The sequence below is a fragment of the Clostridium sp. TF06-15AC genome (assembly GCF_003481165.1).
Classification (GTDB): domain Bacteria; phylum Bacillota; class Clostridia; order Lachnospirales; family Lachnospiraceae; genus Otoolea; species Otoolea fessa.
Genome location: NZ_QUKS01000002.1, coordinates 179116 through 198570 on the forward strand (window position 1 = coordinate 179116; position 19455 = coordinate 198570).

Below are 19455 nucleotides of genomic sequence, written 5' to 3' on the forward strand. Positions count from 1 at the left end.
CTAACATATTGACAAACAGTGCGACAACTTGTAAAATAGAGATGTAAATTAAAAAAAACAGAGAAGAATGCGATTCGTGGAGTAATGTACTCTACGAATTTTTTATTTTAAAGAACCTCAAGATAGCTCATATTGTCGTCTTGGGGTTCTTTTCATTCTATCATTTAATGCAATCTGCCTATAAAATTTTATCATATTGCATTTATAAATGCAACTTGCACCCAATGTTGGTTGTTGAGATTTTTGGTACATTTTATAATGTATAGCAGAATCATACACAGCATGGAGGTGATTGAAATGCAACCGGAAGTTGACTATATAAAAATCGGTCAGCGCATTAAAGCTGCTCGCCAGGAGAAGGGATACAGCCAAGCAGACTTGGGTGCGTTGGTTGGTTGCTCGAACAATCATATGAGCCATGTTGAAGTTGGACAGACGAAAGTTTCTTTGGCAATGCTTCTAAAACTGGCATTCGTCTTGGAAAAGAACTTTGACTATTTTTTGCTGGATACCCCATATGCAAAATGCGACAGCATCATCGATGATGAGATTGCTGCAAAACTGAAAAAGTGTAATGTAACAACATTGATAACCGTAGGAAAGATGATTGATGTCTTGATTGACCAGCAAGAGATGATAAAAAAAGCGGAGCTTGATTGATATAATGAAAAAGAAGCCCATTGACGGTTCTGAGTGAACTGCTGTGGGTTTCTTTTGTTGCAATACAATATACTGATCCTTTAAGAAACAAAAAGTCCACCAGTCATGATGCACTGCGCATCGTACTGGTGGACTTTTTCTGTAAAGATATAAAAATAGATATTCATATATCGCCATAACTAATGTCGTTATCGTAGGCATGAAGATCTTCTTTCAGGAAATCTGCTTTACGAATATACATCGAATTTACCAGCTCTCCTTTTTCGTGGAGCAGGCTGAATTTGTAGTCTAATAATGCTGCCGGTACATAGAGCATTTTAGCCGTTTCAAAAAATGTGTGTTCCGAAAGGCATTCCAGAACTTCCCCATCTTCTAACAGAAGCTCCGCCGCAAAAAAGTTTGCTTCATTTTCTTCGATTGATCTATCATCAAAAACTTCCATTTCTTGAAAGCCGTGCATCATGGCGATTTTTGTATGCAGGACAGCGTGTCCTAATTCATGTGCGACTAAGATACGTTCCAGGATGCCGTTCACATTGTGATCTATCACGATATTCTTCTGTCTGGACTGGTAATAGAAGAAGCCCTTCAATTTCTTCTGTAAATCGTAATAGTGGATTTTGATACCTAACAGCTGACATAGTTCGTAAGGGTCTCTGGTGTGATATTTTCGCACAAGCTTATCGACAGTTTCAATGATATGCTCTGCCGTTTTCATTTGCTTCACCTCCGAATCGCACACAGAAAACATATTCTGTGCTTGAGGATTTTACTCTTTATCTTTATGCTTTCTGTATTTCTTCGGAGTGTACTTTTCCCGTGCTGTTTTCTTAGAGTCCATATAAACTGACATAATCGCCTGGAAGAATACATCTTTTGCGTCCTCGTCCAATTCTCCACCGGCAAACAGAGAATTTACACGACCCAGCACTTCCTGAGCTTCTTTTGCTCCCTTTGAACCGAAGTTTTCCTTTGCCTCTAAAATAAACATATCCTGATCTATATGGCTCTGGCTGTCCGTTTCAGATTCATCCAAAAGATAGGACACAGAGATATGCAGCGCTTCAGCAAGTTTTCTGATGTTGCTTTTTCTGGGGAGTGTTCCGAGCTGCTCATAGGTGTAAAGGGATCTTTCGGAAATGCCGGTCATCTGGGCAAGCTCCGTTTGAGATAGGTTCATAGCCAAACGAGCTTCTTTAATTTTTTCTCCAAATGTCATGGTACTGTCCTTCCTTTCAAAAAATATTTATTCGTAACTTCCGATTATTTGTTGACAAACTTCTGGAAAATGCTATAATGAGAATCAGAACAGAAGTATTAGTTCCACTTAATTATATATCGGAACTTTTATAAAGTCAAGAACTTCCGATTTTGCTTCTGTTATTTTAATCAAATATCGGAAGTTATAGTCATTCTTGTCCCATGGTATTTGTTTCCCTTTAGCCAAGTGACAGGAGTTAGAAAGGAATTCTTATTTTATGGATTAGGCTGAAAGGAGATTCTGAATGAGCAGATATAATACACAGGTATTAAGCAATATTCGAATGCTTTGCCGGATGCAGAACATTGACGAAAAGGTTCTGTATGAAAGAGCAAAGCTGATTTTATCCATATATCGAGAGGTGTGCTGGTCTACTATTGATCGTGCGAATGATGTATGTGATACCCTTATTTGTACTTACGGTGACAGCTTAGATGGAGCATTGATTTATCTGGAGAACTTTGCTCCGGATGAAGCGAGAGAACGATTTGAAGAACGTATTCGAAGCTTATTCGAGACAAAGTGGATCATTGAACTGGTAGATATGGCGATGCTGAAAATCAGAGAATATCCGGATAAAGGCGCTCTGTACTGTGAGATTATCTCAAAGGCATATCTCAATCGCTTCAAGTACAAAGAATCAGAAATGCTGGAGGTTCTGAATATGGAACGCAGCAGCTATTATGACCGAAAGAAAGAAGCGATACTGTTATTTGGTCTGTCACTTTGGGGAACAGCCATTCCTAAATTGAAAGATTTCCTGGAAAGTGCCAGGGAGGAAGAAGCATTGTGTTATTGTGAGTGCTAAGACAGGATTTTAGTCCGACTAAAATCCGATGAAAATACGACGGTTTCCATACTGAAAGTCCGACTTGTCCAGTGTTAGAATGGCTATGCTGGGAGATAGCGGCATAAAATTGAATAGAGAGAGTTACGCCTCGTGCCTGTAATGGGTACGGGGCTTTTTTTATACCAGCCTATCTTCCTTCATTTTAACACAAAGGCATGAACGAGAGCTTGGAGTAATGTACTCCGGCTCTTTTTTTATGCCTGCAAGGAGGACAGGCAGATGGCAAAGGGCATTGAGAACCAGTCACGATCTCCTCCCTCCGTTTTTGATTTTGCAACTTCACAAATTCAAAAACACGGAGGAACGAAAATGTATTACGACTTGGTTGAAAGCGGAAAAAGAATTAAAGCATTGAGAAAGAAACATGGGCTTACACAGGAACAGCTTGCGGAGCAGTTGGGCGTTGCCGCAAACACCATTGCACGAATTGAAACCGGCAACAGAGGCATCTCTATTGATTTGGCAATCGAATTGGTCGTGCGCTTTGATACAACCCTTGATTACATATTTTTAGGTCGTGAATAACCTCAAAACTATACCTACGAGGCAATAAAAACTTGCATGAGGAACAGGTACAATTTAGATACAGCCAAAGAAAATCGGCTGCTTGATCCTTGAAAACTGAATACACAGTCATCGAATACGTTCCTGTTGCCGGTGCGAGAGCATCAGCCACATCAGCGGTACGCCGTGACGTATCGGACAGAGAAACAGAACGACTTTCTTCTATAAATTAAGCAGTTGTCTCTCTCCCGATGCCAGCGATCAATACTGGCTTGTAAATATTGGGTTGCTCCCAATACGGCCATGAAAGCAACAGGATTAAAGATACTTCTCTACGGAGCTGGCGGAGAACCCGGCAGAGGTTAGATTCCTATGGAACTGATTCGCAATCAGTCGTTCGGTGATTCCCTGAGGGCGTAAGCCCTCTTTCTCAGGGGTGCGTGGCAAATATGGGACACATAGACTTTTGGACTGACTGCCTGATTCATTTCAGGCAGTCAGTTATTACATACCCAACGAAAGGAGGTCATGGCAAATGATGAAAGAAAATTGGGTATATTGCCGTGGTGATATTTATTGCGCCAATCTGGACCCGGTAGTTGGGTCGGAACAAGGCGGCATCCGTCCGGTTATCGTCATTCAGAACGATACCGGTAATAAACACGCTCCCACATTGATTGTGGCAACGGTCACCACCAGAATCCATAAGAAAGCGAATATGCCGACGCACTTTGTTATTTACGACAATCCTGCATTCAAAGAAGCGTCCGTTGTTCAGCTGGAACAGATTCGCACCATTGATAAGAGCAGGATTGATAATTACTTAGGTAAGGTAACGCCCCGTGAAATGGTAGCGATTGAGAAAGCCTTATCCGTCAGCCTGGCAATGGAGCAGCTGAAAAAGCGTTCCACAAAACATAAAGCAAAGAAAACGAAGGAGTGAACATAAATGTTTGAAGAAAGAATCGCTGCCATGAATCAGCGCACCGAAGAAGCGATAGCTGCTAACACAGTTCAGTTTGATAAGAGAACCTATACGGTTGATGAGATTCAGGATATTCTGGGCATCAGCAGAACCAGTGCATACAACCTTGTGAAAAAGAAGGTTTTTCATAGTGTCCGCATTGGCGGCAGCATCAGAATCTCCAAAAAGAGTTTTGATGAGTGGTTGGATCATCAAATGTAAGATTTGTCAAGGGTGTCGTACAACCCGGCGACAAACTTCAAAACATATTGAGAGTTCGATAAAATGTAGCCATGACAAGAAACACATGGCTACATTTTTTACATAGGAGGTTGTACGATGGCGGAAATGAGAAAACGCACGAGTATGTCTGTTCCGGAAATGGGCAGGATGCTTGGTCTTGGAAAAACGGAGTCATACTGGCTCATTAAGAAGAATTACTTCAAAACCATTCTTGTCGGCAACACCATGAGGGTGATGATCGACAGCTTTGAAGAATGGTATGCCAATCAGTTCAAATACCAGAAGGTCGATGGAACCCCTCCCGGTGAGGAACTGAAGAAAACTACATATTCAATGGAGGAGCTTGGACAGCGCCTTGGGCTGAAAGAAGCGACTGCTTACGAACTGGTTGCCAAAGGGCATTTTGATGTGGTCGATGTCCTGGGCAAGCGCAGAGTGACCAAGGAGAGCTTTGAAAGATGGTATGCTTCTCAAACCGATTACCGCACGGTAGAGGATCAGGAACTTGATGCAGATATTATGGCATCCACCTACGGTCTGCCAGAGATTGCAAGAATGCTTGACACCAATCGCCAGAATATCTACAGCATTGCCGCCAAGGGAAGCTTCGAGCTGATTCGAGTGGGCAGGCATAACCGAGCTACAAAAGAGAGCTTTATGAAGTGGTATCAGAATCAGACCCGCTACCAGTTAGCGGAAGATAGACAGGAAAGGAGATGATTACATGGCATCTATCGTTAAGAGAAAAAAGAAGTATTCTGTGGTTTATACATACACCGATGAGAACGGCAACAAGCGTCAGAAGTGGGAAACCTTTGAAACGAATGCTGAAGCAAAGAAAAGGAAGTTGCAGGTTGAATATGAGCAGGAGTCCGGAACCTTTATTCCCCCTTCTGCTAAAACCGTCAACGATCTTTTGGATGAGTATATGTCAATCTATGGTGTGAACACCTGGGCGATGTCTACCTATGAAAGCAGAAAGAGCCTGATTGCAAACTATATTCGTCCCCTCATCGGTGATATGAAGCTGGAGGATGTCACGCCGAGAATCATGGACAAGTATTACCGAGATTTGCTTTCTGTCAAAGCGGTTTCTTCTAAGTATGTAAAAGCCCGTACAGAATATCTGACTCCGCATACTGTCCGAGAGGTTCACAAGACATTGCGAAATGCTTTCAATCAGGCGGTCAAGTGGGAATTGATGACCAGAAACCCTGTGGAGCACGCTACACTGCCGAAGGAAGAACACAAGACCAGGGACATCTGGACAGCAGAAGTGCTCCAGAAGGCTCTGGAAGCCTGTGACGATGATATTCTTCGTCTGGCCATTAACCTTGCCTTCTCCTGTTCCTTGCGAATGGGCGAGCTTCTGGGGCTTACTTGGGACTGTATTGACATTTCCCCCACCAGTATTGAACTTGGTCAGGCAAGCATCTTCGTTGAAAAGGAGTTGCAGAGAGTAAATCGTGAAGCGATGGCAGATCTGGACGGTAAGGACATCATGTTCAAGTTCCCGCCGACCTTCGCCAGTACGCATACCGCATTGGTTCTCAAAACTCCTAAGACCAAAACAAGTGTCCGCAAGGTGTTCTTACCGAAAACCGTAGCGGAAATGTTGGTACAGCGAAAGGCTGACATCGAAGAACTGAAAGACCTTTTCGGTGACGAGTTCGTAGACTTCAATCTGGTTTTCTGTTCTTCCAATGGCAAGCCGATTGAGGGGCAGGTTATCAACCGTGCTTTCAATAAGCTGATTGAGGAGAAGGGACTGCCGAAAGTGGTTTTCCATAGTCTCCGACATTCCAGTATCACTTACAAGCTGAAGCTGAACGGCGGCGATATGAAATCCGTTCAAGGCGATTCCGGTCATGCACAGGTCAAGATGGTAGCGGATGTTTACTCTCATATCATCGACGATGACCGCAGACTGAACGCTGAAAGAATGGAAGCTGCGTTCTACTCAGGCAGACAGGCAACGCCTGAGCCGGTTCAACCAGCCGCAACGGAAAGCTCCGCTGATGATAAAGAACTTCTTCTGAAGCTTCTGCAAAATCCGGAAATGGCAGCACTCCTGAAGTCGCTGGCAAAAACATTATAGTAACTGCAAGGGCAGATCCTTTTACATAGCTACAATAGCTGTAAAAGGGTCTGCCCTTATTTTTTTGTTATGGAGGTCAACGAGTATGGATAGAATCTTTATGGACGAGTATTACGAGCATCTGAGAGCTGACAATATCGAGGCATTTTCCAAGGAAAGGAACGACGAATATGTTGGCAGAGCTGAGGAATACAAAGCAGCAAAGTCGGCATTGCTTGAAGGATTGGGACTTGAGCATTTGTTTGACCATAGCCATGAACTGACTCCGAAAGAGAAAGAAATATGGATGCTGTTCGATAGGGTTGATGTAGCAGAGCTTCTGGCAAGGGATGCTTTTGCCAAGGGTGCTTATATGCTCGGCGCTGAGGATAGAGAGATTATGCTGAAATAAAAAAAGACCTGCTTCGGCGGGTCTAAATTACATAGAATCATTGAGTCTGAAAAAACCTTTGAAATTCTTAATAATGCTGGTTGAAAAATCTATTTTGAAATGATATATTAAACAGACTAAGATGGTGTCTAAAGACATCAGCGCCTCCGCACGAGAATGAATAGGATTTCCTATCATTTCGTATCACGAGAAGTTACATAGAGGAATTTGCTTGCACTTGCAACGTCCACCGAAAATCGAAAGCCTTGCTAATTTCGAGCCAATTGGACGGTGTAAAATCCCTATGAAAATGCTTATGAAGCGTAATACCAGATAGGATTTGAAACTGTGAAAAGCCTTGTATTTCCAAGGATTTTCTTGCACTGTGTTGCACTTGGTTTCATCGTATCGGGTCTACTCCTAAGCACTAGTTGAGGGTTCGATTCCCCCTGGGAACGTGCTTTTTTTGCAGCAATGATCGTAAAAGTTCATTGCTGCTTTTTCTTTTTTCCGGTGCTCGTGAGCACCGAGAGAACGCTTAAACGCAGATATTGAGCACCGAAATTTCTTAACGGGCACCAATGCAATAATTCAATCCTGGCACCGAACGGAGATAACTACAGCGTAGGATAAGGATTGGGGTATCAATGAATGTAAATATGGTTTTCTTGCCTGAACAAAACAGGCCTGACGGATCTATCCGCTCAGATTAGATTAAGAATCTATTCTGGGCGGATTTTTTCGTTACAGATATTTTAGAGGAGGATAGCTTATGGATAAAAAAAAGGATGTAAGAGATCCGGATGAAAAAGTTGTTGAGATTGAAATGGAACGGTTAAGAGCATTTCCAAATCATCCATTTAAAGTGATCGGAGACAGTCAGATGATTGAGCTGCAGGACAGCATAAAAAAGTATGGTGTACTGAATCCATTGATTGTTCGTCCAAAGATTGAAGGCTACTACGAAATTATTTCTGGCCACAGAAGAAAATATGCGGCTGAGAAGCTGGGATATAAGAAAATTCCGGTAATCATTCGTATGTTGCAGGATGATGAAGCAGTAGTGATCATGGTCGATTCCAATTTGCAGAGAGAGCAAATTACACCAAGTGAAAAGGCCTATGCCTATAAGATGAAATATGATGCCATCAAAAAAAAGGCAGGCAGAAAGAATTGTAGTCAAGTTGACCACAATACAGGAAAGAGGAGTATTGACGTAATCGGAGAACTTTGTGGTGACAGTGCGAAGCAGGTGCAGCGTTATATCAAAATAACAGAATTGATACCGGCATTGTTGGATAAAGTGGATGATGGAACAATGGGATTTACCCCAGCAGTACAGTTGTCCTACTTAAAAAAGAAAGAACAGCAGGAAATAATGAATGCAATTGATTCTACCCAATGCACACCATCACTTTCACAAGCCATCCGGATGAAAAAACTGAGTGAATCCGGATGGCTGACAGAAGCAGAAATAGAAGGGATTCTTGGAGAGGTTAAGCAGAAAGAAACTGATAGGGTGATATTTAAAAATGAGCAGTTATACCGTTTCTTCCCATCAACTTATACATCAGAACAGATGCGAAGAGAGATATTAGAAATATTGAAATCATGGAGAAACAGTAACTGGATTTAAGGAAAGGAGGAACAGAATATGTGTAAGGTCATAGCAGTATCAAATCAAAAAGGTGGAGTTGGAAAGACGGTATCGTGCGTGAATTTAGGAATCGGACTGGCACAGGAAGGGAAAAAGGTTCTTCTGATAGATGCAGATCCGCAGGGCAGTCTCACAATTAGTTTAGGGTATGAGGAACCGGATGAAATGGAGTATTCTCTTGCAACGCTGATGCTAAATATTGTGAATGATGAAAAACTGAACATGAAAAAAACAATCCTTCATCATAAGGAAGGTGTGGATCTGATACCGGCCAATATAGAATTATCAGCGATTGAGGTATCTTTGGTAAACGCAATGAGCAGGGAACTGATTATGAGGTCACTTATTGAGAGATTAAGGGAATTTTATGATTTTATCATTATAGATTGTATTCAGAAGTAGTAGATACGAATGGAAGCGGACATGGTGCATTGGCAGGAGTTCTTAATGCATTAAATGCCGATGTTTTGATCTGCGGCGGAATCGGAGGAGGTGCCCAGACTGCGTTAGCGGCAGCAGGCATTAAACTTTTTGGCGGAGTTTCAGGAGATGCAGATAAAGCAGTAGAAGCTTTTATCAATGATACACTTGATTATAATCCAGATGTTAAGTGTTCTCACCATGAGCACAGCCACGGAGAGGGACATACATGTGGTGAACATGGATGTGGAAACCATAGCTGTCATTAAGAAGAATAGCAAAAAATACAATACGAAAGGATGCGTCAAGGTAATGGGAGAATTATCGTGATACATCCTTTTGTATTATTTGATAAGATGGCAGATTACATTTTCAATAAGGCGGTTAAAAACTGTGAATGCTACATCGATCTCTACATGGATTGAGTATTTTTCTTTTCTTACTTGTAGAAAGTGATGAATGGAAGGTATAATATTGTTAATGATCCAGAGATATTTATTTTGGAAACAGCTTAATCAATTTGGAGGTATAAAATGAAAGCACATAAATATTGGTCAATCGGAGCAATAGTTACAATGGTTGGAACTTTTTATACAGGATATAAAGGATTAAAAGCAGCACACAAATACTTTGCATTTGGCTCTCTGATATGCATGATTATGGCAGTCTATTCTGGTCATAAAATGATTTCAGGTAATAAAAGAACAAGAAAACAGGTGGAAAATACAAAAGCGGAGGAATAGTAAATGTTAGAGATAGGAACAAAAGCACCGGATTTTGAATTGCCGGATCAGAACGGAGAAGTGCATAAATTAAGTGATTATTTAGGTAAAAAAATAATTTTATATTTTTATCCAAAGGATAATACACCAGGATGTACGAAGCAGGCATGTGGCTTTTCTGAGCGTTATCCACAATTCACCGAGAAAGGTGCGGTGATCCTTGGAGTCAGTAAGGATTCTGTAGCCTCTCACAAGAAATTTGAGGAAAAATATGGATTGGCATTTACACTTTTGGCAGATCCGGAGCGTAAGGTGATCGAAGCATATGATGTCTGGAAAGAAAAGAAAAACTATGGCAAGGTTTCTATGGGTGTGGTAAGAACCACATATCTTATTGACGAGCAGGGAATCATTAGAAAGGCAAATGATAAAGTCAAGGCGGCAGATGATCCTGAAAATATGCTTAAGGAATTAAATTGATGAAGATTATATTGTCACCTGCAAAAAAGATGATTGTAGATACAGATAACATAGCACCGGTTGAACTGCCTGCCTTTATTGATAAGACAGCAGAGATATTGAGCTGGATGAAAAGCAAATCAAAAGAGGAACTGAAAGCTATCTGGAAATGTAATGACAAGATTGCAGAGCAGAACGTTAACAGATTGGAAAATATGGATCTTTATAACAGACTTACTCCGGCTGTTTTAGCATATGAAGGGATTGCATTTCAATATATGGCACCATCTGTGTTTGAAATCCAGCAGTTTGAGTATCTGCAAAATCATTTAAGAATCCTGTCTGCGTTTTATGGCATTTTAAAACCACTGGATGGTGTGACTCCTTATCGCCTTGAAATGCAGGCAAAAGCTGAGATTGAAGAAACAACAAATCTATATGATTACTGGGGGGACCGGTTATATCATTCAGTAATTGATGACAGCAGGATTATCATTAATCTTGCATCAAAAGAATACTCGAAATGTATAGAAAAGTATCTGACACCACAGGACAGATATATTACGATTGTATTTTGTGAGTTATCCGGAGATAAATTGGTAACAAAAGGTACCTATGCCAAGATGGCTCGTGGTGAAATGGTCAGATTCATAGCGGAAAATAATATTGAAAATCCGGTGGAGATTCAGAAATTTGACAGACTCGGATATTCGTTTAGGTCTGATTTATCTTCAGATTCAGAATATGTATTTGAACGCAAAATAAAATAGTTATTCAGGTAAAAGATGCTCAGTTTGGCACCTTTTACAATAATGAGAATTATTACTATTTTTATTGACAACAGGATGATAGTGGTATATAATCCTTATTAAGAATTAATCCTAATAAGGAGAACGAATGACAAGTAGGAGAAATACCATTCAAAAAGATCTCGTAAGAAATACCGTATACGAAATGAGAAGACACGTTACGGCAAATGAAGTGTATGAATTTATAAAAGAAGCATATCCAGCAATTGGAAAGGGAACTGTATATAGAAATCTTGATATATTGGTAGAGGAAGGTGCATTAAGAAAGGTTGAAGTTCCGAATGGACCGAACCGATTTGATTTTACATTGAAAAATCATTACCATGTAAGATGTATAAAGTGCGGTGAAATTTTTGATGTGGATATGGATCAAATACCGGATTTGCTGGAAAGAATTCATAACACTCATGGAATTGAATTTGTGGATTACGATATTTCATTTAAAGGCATTTGCCCGAAATGCAGGGAGAAGGTAAAGGAGGAACAGCATGGATAGGAAAGCAATGTATAAGTTGAGTTATGGACTGTTTATATTGACCGCTAAAGAAGCAGAAAAAGATAACGGATGCATCATTAATACAGCCATTCAGGCAGCTTCGGAACCAAACCAGTTAAGTATCTGTGTAAATAAGGCAAATTATACGCATGATATGATTCAAAGAACCGGAAAATTTACTGTATCAGTCTTAAGTCAGAAGGCACAATTTGAATTGTTCAAACATTTTGGCTTTCAATCAGGAAGAGATACCAATAAGTTTGAAGCATTTGAGCAGTGTGCCAGGGGCACGAATGGTATTTATTATATTACAGAAGGTACAAATGCATACATTTCTGTGACAGTTACTAAAACAGAGGACTTAGGTTCACATACGATGTTTATCGGTGAGATAACCGATATGGAAGTTTTAAGCAATGTTCCTTCAGTAACATATGATTATTATCAGAATAACATTAAGCCTAAGCCACAGGAGGTTGGAAAAACAGAGGACAGTCAGACAATATGGCGTTGCAGAATTTGCGGATATGAATATGTAGGCGAGGAATTACCGGATGACTTTATATGTCCTTTGTGCAAGCACCCGGCATCAGATTTTGAAAAAGTAGTAAAGAAAACGGAGGTAAAAGAGATGGCAGAAAACAAATATGTAGGAACACAGACAGAGAAGAATTTACAGGAGGCATTTGCGGGGGAATCACAGGCAAGAAATAAGTATACCTATTTTGCTTCTGTAGCGAAAAAGGAAGGTTACGAGCAGATGTCAGCATTGTTTTTAAAGACTGCAGATAATGAGAAAGAACATGCAAAGATGTGGTTCAAGGAATTAGCAGGAATTGGTGATACAAAGGAAAACCTGGCGGCAGCGGCAGAAGGCGAAAATTATGAGTGGACAGATATGTATGACGGCTTTGCTAAAACAGCTGAGGAAGAAGGATTCCCTGAGCTTGCAGCAAAATTCAGGGCAGTAGGTGAGATTGAGAAGCACCATGAGGAAAGATATCGTGCACTTCTTAAGAATATTGAAACTGCACAGGTATTTGAAAAGAGTGAAGTTAAGGTATGGGAATGCCGTAACTGCGGACATATTGTGGTAGGAACAAAGGCTCCTGAGGTATGTCCGGTATGTAACCATCCACAAAGCTATTTTGAAGTACATGAAGAGAATTATTAAGGAGATAAGATTATTAGCAGTCAAGAACAGTGCTTATGAAATAATAAATAAAAAGCACGCTACATATTATGGAATGGCAATGTCTGTAAAAAGAATCTGTGAAGTAATTATGAGAAATGAAAAATCAATACTTCCGGTATCGCACATAATTCATGGCGTATATGATATTGACGGAGTATCGTTAAGTATGCCAGTTATTGTAGGTGTTGATGGTATTGAGTCTAATATACCTATTAATTTAAGTGGTGAGGAAGCATTAAAGCTTAAGAAATCTGCAGATTCTTTGAAAAAGATTATAGAGACAATTGAACTATAAATTATACACATGGAAGGAGATAAAAGCATGGAAGTAAAGTATTATATATGTAAGCATTGTGGAAACATTGTTGAAAAGGTAAAGGATAAAGGTGTTCCTGTAATTTGTTGCGGAGAACCTATGCAGGAATTAAAAGCCGGAGTGACAGATGCGGCTGTTGAGAAGCACGTGCCTGTATATACAGTGGAAGGCAATTATGTTCATGTCGTGGTCGGAGAGACAAAACATCCAATGCTTGAAGAACATTTCATTGAGTGGATTACATTAAATACCAATCAGGGAATATACAGAAAACAGTTAAATCCAGGGCAGGAGCCGATAGCAGATTTTTGTCTTTGCGATGGTGAACAGGTAGAAGAAGTATATGCATATTGTAACCTGCATGGATTATGGAAATGCTAAAAGCATTTATACATATTAAGATTTAAGAACAACACAAATATAACCGTAATATAGGCTGTGTATTAATGTATTTACAAGGAGGAACAACAAATGAAATATGTATGTGATGTTTGCGGATGGGAATACGATGAGGAGAAGGGATATCCAGAAGGTGGTATTGCACCTGGTACAAAGTGGGAGGATATTCCGGAAGATTTTGAATGTCCGTTATGTTTTGTAGGCAAAGACCAGTTTTCAAAGGCTGAATAAAAATGAAAGCAGGACTAATGGATGTATGAAATGAAACCAGAATATTATAATGGAATAAATATGATAGAATTGACATAATATTGGAAAATCTTCGTGATTATACAGTAAAACACTTTACTGATGAAGAGCAGTATATGGAATCTATTAATTATAAGAAGTTATTTACACAGAAAGTTCAACATCTGAAATTTATACACAAACTTGATGAATTTATAGAACATCATAATGATGAGATAGAAGATCAAGATGAACAGATTATGGTTATATGTGTAGAGTCTGCGGATAGAGGATAGGGGAATGTGCAGCATGTTTCCGTATTACTCCCATGTTGTTACCAATTGCTATCCTTTTGCTACCATTCTACCTCTTTTTTTCAGAATTGACCTGTGCTAATATTATCATAGACAAATGAGACATGAGCTACAAACTTACATTTCATTTGTTTCTCTTTTGCAAAAGAATACGGACAAAATATAAAGCGTCTGCTCATTGCCGGAATGGTGATGAGTATGGCGCTTTTTTTGATGCCGAAAACCGGGTGATGACCTGAAAAATGAAACAGGAGGAAATAGCATGGCATATGAATATGGCCACGATTGCCCATTTGAAGCTTACATCACGAATCTCGGAAAATATAACGAAGGGGAGTTGGTAGGCGAATGGGTAAAGTTTCCTACCACATCAGAAGATCTGAAAAAAGTATTTGAACGAATTGGAATCGGTTCAAAAGATGACTTTGGTAATCCTTATGAAGAATGGTTCATAAGTGATTATGACTGTTATGTCGATGGGCTGTATGAAATGCTGGGAGAATACGAAAGTCTGGATGAACTCAATTATCTGGCTTTCTTTAAAAAGAAGCCGGTCATATTTTTTTATGAAAAATAAATTTTGTTGAGGTTAAATTGAGATTGACTTTGTATTGTATAAGTATGAAATAAAAAGGAATCAGGTGCTGTACAATGAAAAAGCATAAGATATGTAAAATCCTTCTTGTTATACTGGCAATTTTTTTATGTGTGGCTTTTTATGAATTGCTCGGAATCTGCGTTGCATATAAAAAGCAGCCGGAAGTGTCTAATACCATCAAAAAAGAAACACAAAATGATTCGTGGAACGAACGCAGCGAGAATATGGAACGAGCAGTGATCATAGAAAAAAATCCAGAAGCACTTTTACAAAGAGTGCGTTTGATCCGAAATGCAAAAGAAGACATTATTCTTTCTACTTTTGCATTTCAATCCGATGAAAGTGGAAAATTGATTTTAGGAGCACTGCATGATGCGGCAGACAGAGGTGTGCATGTTCGTCTGTTAGTAGATGGAATGGAGAGCTGGGTTGATATGGAAGGCAATCCGTATTTCTATGGATTATCTTCCCATGAGAATGTTGAAATTAAACTGTATAATAAGGCCAATCCGTTGAAACCATGGAAGATGATGGGTAGAATGCATGATAAATATTTGATTGCAGATGGTAAGACATATATTCTTGGTGGAAGAAATACATACAATTATTTCCTGGGTGATTTTCTGGGAAATAAGAACTATGACAGAGATGTGTTAGTGGTTTGCGATGAACCTGAGAAAGAAAATTCAGTTAACCAGTTGTTAGAGTATTTTGAAACGATATGGGAACAAGAAGACAGTGGTTATTTTCATGACAATAAAAAACTGGCAAATAGAAAATCTGTAAAGAACGCAGTTTTAGAGCTGCAGAACGGCTATCAGAAATATTTTGAAGAGAATAAGGAAAGAATCTGCGATACCGATTACACGGACGAAATTTTTGAGACAGAAAAGATTGCATTAGTGTCAAATCCTATCCACACAGGTCCCAAGGAACCAGTAGTCTGGTATCAACTGGGAGAACTAATGAAAAATGCAAAAGAGCGCGTGAAAATTCATACACCATATATTATCTGCAATGATATGATGTATAATACATGGAAAGAGATTGCGGAGAGAGTTCCGGATTTTTCTATCATGACCAATTCGGTTGCCAACAATGGAAATCCGTTTGGTTCTGCTGATTATGCGAGAAACAGAAACAGAATTTTAAATACAGGAATTGATATCTGGGAGTATGAAGGCGGCTATTCTTACCACGGAAAAAGTATCCTGATCGATGATGATCTATCCGTAATCGGTTCCTTTAACATGGATATGAGAAGCACGTATCTGGATACGGAACTGATGCTTGTAATACGTAGCAAAGAGATTAATAAACAGTTGGAAGAGGGCATGATGGAATATGAAAGAGTGTCCCGACAAGTATTGGAAGATGGAACCTATCGTGATCCGTATCATGTAGAGCCAATTGAATTGACAAAGAAGCGTCAGAGAAACGTACTTTTGGTACAGCATCTGCTTGGATGGGCAAGATATCTGTTCTGATAAAGGAGGAAGAAGATCGTGTTTCAAATATTAATTGTAGAAGATGATAAAGAATTAAGCCAGCTATTCCAAAAAGTGCTTGAGAAGAATGGATATCAGGTCAAAAGTGCATCGGATGGAGCACTGGCATTAGAAATATTGGATAAAGAGTATATTGATCTGATCATTTCCGATATTATGATGCCGGTTATGGATGGTTATGAACTGGTGTCGAAACTCCGTTCAGCAGGATATCAGATACCGGTACTTATGATCACTGCGAAAGGTTCCTTTGATGATATGCGCCAGGGATTTCTTTCGGGAAGTGACGATTATATGGTAAAACCGGTAAATGTGAATGAAATGGTTTTAAGAGTCGGGGCACTGCTTCGCCGTGCACAGATACTGAATGAACACAAAATTGTGATCGGTTCAACAGAGTTTGATTATGATGCAATGACGGTTACAACTGATAAGGAAAGTCTTGTTTTGCCTAAAAAAGAATTCCTGCTTTTATATAAGCTTGCAGCTTCGCCAGGCAGAACATTTACAAAACAACAGTTGATGGATGAAGTATGGGGATACGAGACGGAGGCAGACCCACATACGATAGAGGTACATATAGGAAGAATCAGGGAGCGTTTGAAAGATAACCCTGATTTTGAAATCGTAACAATGCGTGGAATTGGATACAAGGTGGTGAAAAAATAATGGAACAAAAGAAAGAAAAAGGATTGCGGATCCGATCTTGTCTGACTGGTGCAATCTGGCTGGCACTTGTATTTTCAACAGTCATATCTGCGTTATTATTTGCTTTTTTGAATCATTTTTTTAATCTGCCTGGTAGCATACCTGTGCTTGGCTGGCTTTTGATTTTCAATACATTGATTGCAGGGCTGATCACTTCCTTTATCAATGCCAAGTTACTGGAACCAATTACCAGACTTAGTAAAGCAATGAAGGAAGTTTCGCAGGGAGATTTTGAACAGCACTTGGAAACGAACAGCCGTATCGCAGAAGTTGGAGAATCTTACCAGAGTTTTAATGTGATGACAAAAGAGCTTCGTGCAACAGAAGTACTGCAGATGGATTTTGTCTCCAATGTTTCTCATGAGTTTAAGACCCCGATCAATGCCATTGAAGGGTATACAATGCTTCTTCAGGGAGAAGAATTGTCTCAGGAGCAAGAGGAATATGTAGAAAAAATCCTGTTTAATACCCAAAGGCTTTCCGAATTGGTTGGAAATATTTTGCTGTTATCCAAGTTAGAGAATCAGAACATACCAATGAAAAAAACAGAATATCGTTTGGATGAACAGATCCGTCAGGCATTTCTTTCCCTGGAGACAAAATGGACAGAAAAAGAAATTGGTTTCCAGGTAGAGCTGGAGGAAGTTAAATATACTGGGAATGAAGGACTTTTTATGCATATATGGATGAATCTTTTAGATAATGCGATTAAGTTCAGTCCTGCAAAGGGGACAATTATGATGTTTCTGAAGCAGGAAAAGGATTCTGTAATGTTTATTCTGGAAGATGAAGGACCGGGAATAGAGGATGATGTGAAAACCAGAATATTTGATAAATTTTATCAGGCAGACGGTTCTCACAAAGCAGAAGGAAATGGTCTCGGCCTTGCACTTGTGAAACGGATCGTAGATAGTGCTGGCGGGACAATCAAGGCAGAAACCCGGGAATATGGTGGATGCAGATTTGTTGTAGAGCTTCCAATACAGAAAGATGAGGCCATATAAGTTTAAGAAAAACAGATAGAGGAGGAATTACATGACATTTTATCAGGAATTGCAGTTAAATCAGGCAGGTTCTAAAAATCTGTTGAAAAAGAGTGAAACAGTGAAAGAAAAATTATATCATATGTGGGTATATCTGGTGAAGATAGCTGTTACAATGGCATTTTGTTTTTTATTTGTTACTATTTTCAGTATCTTATTTGGAAATGAGAATAGTATTGTGGGTGTAGTAGTTTTATTATGCCTTATGGTATTTCGGAATGCGGATCTGGGGATCCACATCGGACAATCTACGATGCTTTTGGCTTTGTTCTTTGTAATTATGACTGTATGTCCGCATTTAGCAAACCAGCTTTCACCGGTACTTGGAATGCTGTTAAACATTGCTGCACTGGCAGTGCTGATTCTGTTCGGATGTCATAACCCATTCATGTTTAACCAATCCACATTAGTTCTTGGTTATCTGTTATTGTATGGATATGATGTAACAGGAAAAAGTTATCAGATGCGATTAACCGGAATGGCATTAGGTGCAGCACTTACCTGTTTCGTATTTTATCGAAATCATAAAAACAGAACGTATAAAAGAAATTTGAATGATTTGGTACAGGAATTTGATATATCTTCTTCCAGAACAAAGTGGCAGTTATGTCAGATCATATGCGTACCGGCAGTACTCTGCATTGCGGAACTCTGCAATATGCCACGGGCAATGTGGGCTGGAATTGCGGCAATGTCAGCAATCTTACCATTTATGGAGGACATGCAATACAGAGTCCGCAAAAGGATTGTCGGAAATATTGCAGGTGTAATATGCTTTACAGTACTATATTTTCTGCTTCCGTCATCCATCTATACATACATAGGAATCCTTGGCGGAATTGGTGTAGGACTTTCTGCAAAATATGGCTGGCAGGCAGTATTTAACACATTTGGTGCTTTGACCATTGCTACAGAGAGTTATGGACTAAAAGGAGCAGTTGGTCTTAGAGTGATTCAGAATGTTTTTGGCGTTGTATTTGCATTAATATTTTGTTCTATGTTTTATTGGCTTATGTCGAAAAAAGGAAACAGTGGTAACCGTGGCTGCAAAATAACGTGGGTTAGAAAGAAAAAAGGTTAATCCGGAGATGGCAGCTTTGGATGATGTATTTGCATAAAGATGATAACTGTAAAACAGAACTACATTGAACCGGTCAGAAGTATATTACGATAAGAGATAATTCACCCACAGACAATGGAATGTAATTGAGTATGGTATTGGAGATGTGTGCGGCCATTTTTATAATTTGCTTGGATGAGCGATAAACCGAAACAAAAAATAAGTCTCTGAAATAGAGGCAAGGAAAAAGCCAAGGTGGATTTTTAAATTTTTCCACCCAAACTGTAATTCCTCAGATGAAAACAGGTTTTCTTATCTTTTCTGAAATTGACAGAAAAAGCAGTAAAATCAAGGCTTTGAATGACTTTGATTGACATAGAATGCAAGCTGTTTTCTGTACCAGGATGAACTCCTAAGCACTAGTTGAGGGTTCGATTCCCCCTGGGAACGTGCATTTTTTGCAGCAATGATCGTAAAAGCTCATTGCTGCTTTTTCTTTTTTCAGGTGCTCATGAGCACCTGAAGAATACTTAAACGCAGATATCGAGCACCGAAATTTCTTAACGGGTACCA

General features: G+C 39.6%; 22 protein-coding genes and 4 pseudogenes. 24 read left to right on the forward strand and 2 right to left on the reverse strand.

The window, feature by feature from the left end; genetic code table 11:
- The first annotated feature begins 282 nt into the window (after positions 1–282).
- Complete coding sequence (locus DXC57_RS05285) at positions 283–660, forward strand: helix-turn-helix transcriptional regulator (protein ID WP_110437428.1); 378 nt, start codon at positions 283–285, stop codon at positions 658–660.
- Positions 661–823: 163 nt separating this feature from the next.
- Here the strand turns inward: DXC57_RS05285 and DXC57_RS05290 are convergent, their stop codons facing one another.
- Together DXC57_RS05290 and DXC57_RS05295 are read right to left on the reverse strand one after the other, a co-directional pair.
- Positions 824–1378, reverse strand: coding sequence for an ImmA/IrrE family metallo-endopeptidase (locus DXC57_RS05290; RefSeq protein ID WP_110437429.1), 555 nt, complete (start codon positions 1376–1378; stop codon positions 824–826).
- Between the two features lie 51 nt (positions 1379–1429).
- Positions 1430–1879: a helix-turn-helix transcriptional regulator gene (locus DXC57_RS05295; protein WP_002304411.1), complete on the reverse strand. Its 450-nt coding sequence runs from the start codon at positions 1877–1879 to the stop codon at positions 1430–1432.
- 286 nt (positions 1880–2165) lie between these two features.
- On the opposite strand from DXC57_RS05295, the gene DXC57_RS05300 reads away from it, so the two are divergent.
- From DXC57_RS05300 to DXC57_RS05415, 23 genes and pseudogenes are all read left to right on the forward strand, one after another.
- A complete protein-coding gene (locus DXC57_RS05300) occupies positions 2166–2729 on the forward strand; it encodes a hypothetical protein (RefSeq protein WP_110437430.1) in 564 nt (187 codons plus the stop codon).
- 261 nt (positions 2730–2990) lie between these two features.
- Positions 2991–3296, forward strand: coding sequence for a helix-turn-helix transcriptional regulator (locus DXC57_RS05305; RefSeq protein WP_181966891.1), 306 nt, complete (start codon positions 2991–2993; stop codon positions 3294–3296).
- Positions 3297–3810: 514 nt separating this feature from the next.
- Complete coding sequence (locus tag DXC57_RS05310) at positions 3811–4218, forward strand: type II toxin-antitoxin system PemK/MazF family toxin (protein ID WP_110437431.1); 408 nt, start codon at positions 3811–3813, stop codon at positions 4216–4218.
- Between the two features lie 6 nt (positions 4219–4224).
- Entirely contained in the window at positions 4225–4461 is a 237-nt protein-coding gene (locus DXC57_RS05315) for a helix-turn-helix domain-containing protein (protein ID WP_110437432.1), read from the forward strand.
- 117 nt (positions 4462–4578) lie between these two features.
- Positions 4579–5202: a helix-turn-helix domain-containing protein gene (locus DXC57_RS05320; protein WP_110437433.1), complete on the forward strand. Its 624-nt coding sequence runs from the start codon at positions 4579–4581 to the stop codon at positions 5200–5202.
- Between the two features lie 4 nt (positions 5203–5206).
- Positions 5207–6580, forward strand: a complete 1374-nt coding sequence (locus DXC57_RS05325; protein WP_002304423.1) for a site-specific integrase — start codon at positions 5207–5209, stop codon at positions 6578–6580.
- Positions 6581–6665: 85 nt separating this feature from the next.
- Entirely contained in the window at positions 6666–6971 is a 306-nt protein-coding gene (locus DXC57_RS05330) for a hypothetical protein (RefSeq protein ID WP_002304425.1), read from the forward strand.
- 751 nt (positions 6972–7722) lie between these two features.
- On the forward strand, positions 7723–8586 hold the full coding sequence (locus DXC57_RS05335) for a ParB/RepB/Spo0J family partition protein (protein WP_118651457.1): 864 nt from the start codon (positions 7723–7725) through the stop codon (positions 8584–8586).
- 18 nt (positions 8587–8604) lie between these two features.
- Positions 8605–9000, forward strand: a pseudogene (locus tag DXC57_RS05340) (AAA family ATPase); the annotation flags it as partial.
- A pseudogene (locus tag DXC57_RS05345) lies at positions 8994–9296 on the forward strand (NifB/NifX family molybdenum-iron cluster-binding protein); the annotation flags it as partial. The pseudogenes DXC57_RS05340 and DXC57_RS05345, both read left to right, overlap by 7 nt.
- 264 nt (positions 9297–9560) lie before the next feature.
- Complete coding sequence (locus DXC57_RS05350) at positions 9561–9770, forward strand: DUF6219 family protein (RefSeq protein WP_015516636.1); 210 nt, start codon at positions 9561–9563, stop codon at positions 9768–9770.
- 3 nt (positions 9771–9773) lie between these two features.
- Positions 9774–10229 carry a thioredoxin-dependent thiol peroxidase gene (bcp, locus tag DXC57_RS05355; protein WP_118651459.1) on the forward strand — a complete coding sequence of 152 codons (456 nt, stop codon included), beginning with the start codon at positions 9774–9776 and terminating at the stop codon, positions 10227–10229.
- Entirely contained in the window at positions 10229–10978 is a 750-nt protein-coding gene (yaaA, locus tag DXC57_RS05360; RefSeq protein ID WP_118651461.1) for a peroxide stress protein YaaA, read from the forward strand. The genes bcp and yaaA overlap by 1 nt, the downstream gene beginning before the upstream one ends.
- A 127-nt stretch (positions 10979–11105) precedes the next feature.
- Positions 11106–11513 (forward strand): transcriptional repressor, encoded by a 408-nt coding sequence (locus DXC57_RS05365; protein WP_118651463.1) that lies wholly within the window; start codon positions 11106–11108, stop codon positions 11511–11513.
- Positions 11506–12687, forward strand: coding sequence for a rubrerythrin (gene rbr, locus DXC57_RS15830; protein WP_107000937.1), 1182 nt, complete (start codon positions 11506–11508; stop codon positions 12685–12687). The genes DXC57_RS05365 and rbr overlap by 8 nt, the downstream gene beginning before the upstream one ends.
- 16 nt (positions 12688–12703) lie before the next feature.
- A pseudogene (locus DXC57_RS05375) lies at positions 12704–13003 on the forward strand (L-lactate dehydrogenase); the annotation flags it as partial.
- 27 nt (positions 13004–13030) lie between these two features.
- Positions 13031–13405, forward strand: a complete 375-nt coding sequence (locus tag DXC57_RS05380; protein ID WP_107000936.1) for a desulfoferrodoxin family protein — start codon at positions 13031–13033, stop codon at positions 13403–13405.
- A 90-nt stretch (positions 13406–13495) separates the two neighbouring features.
- Positions 13496–13654, forward strand: coding sequence for a rubredoxin (locus tag DXC57_RS05385; protein WP_107000935.1), 159 nt, complete (start codon positions 13496–13498; stop codon positions 13652–13654).
- A gap of 573 nt (positions 13655–14227) precedes the next feature.
- A pseudogene (locus DXC57_RS05395) lies at positions 14228–14500 on the forward strand (antirestriction protein ArdA); the annotation flags it as partial.
- A 116-nt stretch (positions 14501–14616) separates the two neighbouring features.
- On the forward strand, positions 14617–16050 hold the full coding sequence (locus DXC57_RS05400) for a phospholipase D family protein (protein WP_118651465.1): 1434 nt from the start codon (positions 14617–14619) through the stop codon (positions 16048–16050).
- Positions 16051–16068: 18 nt separating this feature from the next.
- Positions 16069–16740 carry a response regulator transcription factor gene (locus DXC57_RS05405; RefSeq protein WP_107000933.1) on the forward strand — a complete coding sequence of 224 codons (672 nt, stop codon included), beginning with the start codon at positions 16069–16071 and terminating at the stop codon, positions 16738–16740.
- Positions 16740–17783 carry a HAMP domain-containing sensor histidine kinase gene (locus tag DXC57_RS05410; protein ID WP_118651467.1) on the forward strand — a complete coding sequence of 348 codons (1044 nt, stop codon included), beginning with the start codon at positions 16740–16742 and terminating at the stop codon, positions 17781–17783. Before DXC57_RS05405 ends, DXC57_RS05410 begins: the two co-directional genes overlap by 1 nt.
- 31 nt (positions 17784–17814) lie before the next feature.
- Positions 17815–18903 (forward strand): FUSC family protein, encoded by a 1089-nt coding sequence (locus DXC57_RS05415; protein WP_118651469.1) that lies wholly within the window; start codon positions 17815–17817, stop codon positions 18901–18903.
- Positions 18904–19455: the final 552 nt, after the last annotated feature.

Bases quoted from the DNA above. Each gene is read 5' to 3' on its own strand.
- DXC57_RS05285 (WP_110437428.1), top strand. From the start codon at position 283: ATGGAGGTGATTGAAATGCAACCGGAAGTTGACTATATAAAAATCGGT.
- DXC57_RS05290 (WP_110437429.1), bottom strand. From the start codon at position 1,378: ATGAAAACGGCAGAGCATATCATTGAAACTGTCGATAAGCTTGTGCGA.
- DXC57_RS05295 (WP_002304411.1), bottom strand. From the start codon at position 1,879: ATGACATTTGGAGAAAAAATTAAAGAAGCTCGTTTGGCTATGAACCTA.
- DXC57_RS05300 (WP_110437430.1), top strand. From the start codon at position 2,166: ATGAGCAGATATAATACACAGGTATTAAGCAATATTCGAATGCTTTGC.
- DXC57_RS05305 (WP_181966891.1), top strand. From the start codon at position 2,991: ATGGCAAAGGGCATTGAGAACCAGTCACGATCTCCTCCCTCCGTTTTT.
- DXC57_RS05310 (WP_110437431.1), top strand. From the start codon at position 3,811: ATGATGAAAGAAAATTGGGTATATTGCCGTGGTGATATTTATTGCGCC.
- DXC57_RS05315 (WP_110437432.1), top strand. From the start codon at position 4,225: ATGTTTGAAGAAAGAATCGCTGCCATGAATCAGCGCACCGAAGAAGCG.
- DXC57_RS05320 (WP_110437433.1), top strand. From the start codon at position 4,579: ATGGCGGAAATGAGAAAACGCACGAGTATGTCTGTTCCGGAAATGGGC.
- DXC57_RS05325 (WP_002304423.1), top strand. From the start codon at position 5,207: ATGGCATCTATCGTTAAGAGAAAAAAGAAGTATTCTGTGGTTTATACA.
- DXC57_RS05330 (WP_002304425.1), top strand. From the start codon at position 6,666: ATGGATAGAATCTTTATGGACGAGTATTACGAGCATCTGAGAGCTGAC.
- DXC57_RS05335 (WP_118651457.1), top strand. From the start codon at position 7,723: ATGGATAAAAAAAAGGATGTAAGAGATCCGGATGAAAAAGTTGTTGAG.
- DXC57_RS05350 (WP_015516636.1), top strand. From the start codon at position 9,561: ATGAAAGCACATAAATATTGGTCAATCGGAGCAATAGTTACAATGGTT.
- bcp (WP_118651459.1), top strand. From the start codon at position 9,774: ATGTTAGAGATAGGAACAAAAGCACCGGATTTTGAATTGCCGGATCAG.
- yaaA (WP_118651461.1), top strand. From the start codon at position 10,229: ATGAAGATTATATTGTCACCTGCAAAAAAGATGATTGTAGATACAGAT.
- DXC57_RS05365 (WP_118651463.1), top strand. From the start codon at position 11,106: ATGACAAGTAGGAGAAATACCATTCAAAAAGATCTCGTAAGAAATACC.
- rbr (WP_107000937.1), top strand. From the start codon at position 11,506: ATGGATAGGAAAGCAATGTATAAGTTGAGTTATGGACTGTTTATATTG.
- DXC57_RS05380 (WP_107000936.1), top strand. From the start codon at position 13,031: ATGGAAGTAAAGTATTATATATGTAAGCATTGTGGAAACATTGTTGAA.
- DXC57_RS05385 (WP_107000935.1), top strand. From the start codon at position 13,496: ATGAAATATGTATGTGATGTTTGCGGATGGGAATACGATGAGGAGAAG.
- DXC57_RS05400 (WP_118651465.1), top strand. From the start codon at position 14,617: ATGAAAAAGCATAAGATATGTAAAATCCTTCTTGTTATACTGGCAATT.
- DXC57_RS05410 (WP_118651467.1), top strand. From the start codon at position 16,740: ATGGAACAAAAGAAAGAAAAAGGATTGCGGATCCGATCTTGTCTGACT.
- DXC57_RS05415 (WP_118651469.1), top strand. From the start codon at position 17,815: ATGACATTTTATCAGGAATTGCAGTTAAATCAGGCAGGTTCTAAAAAT.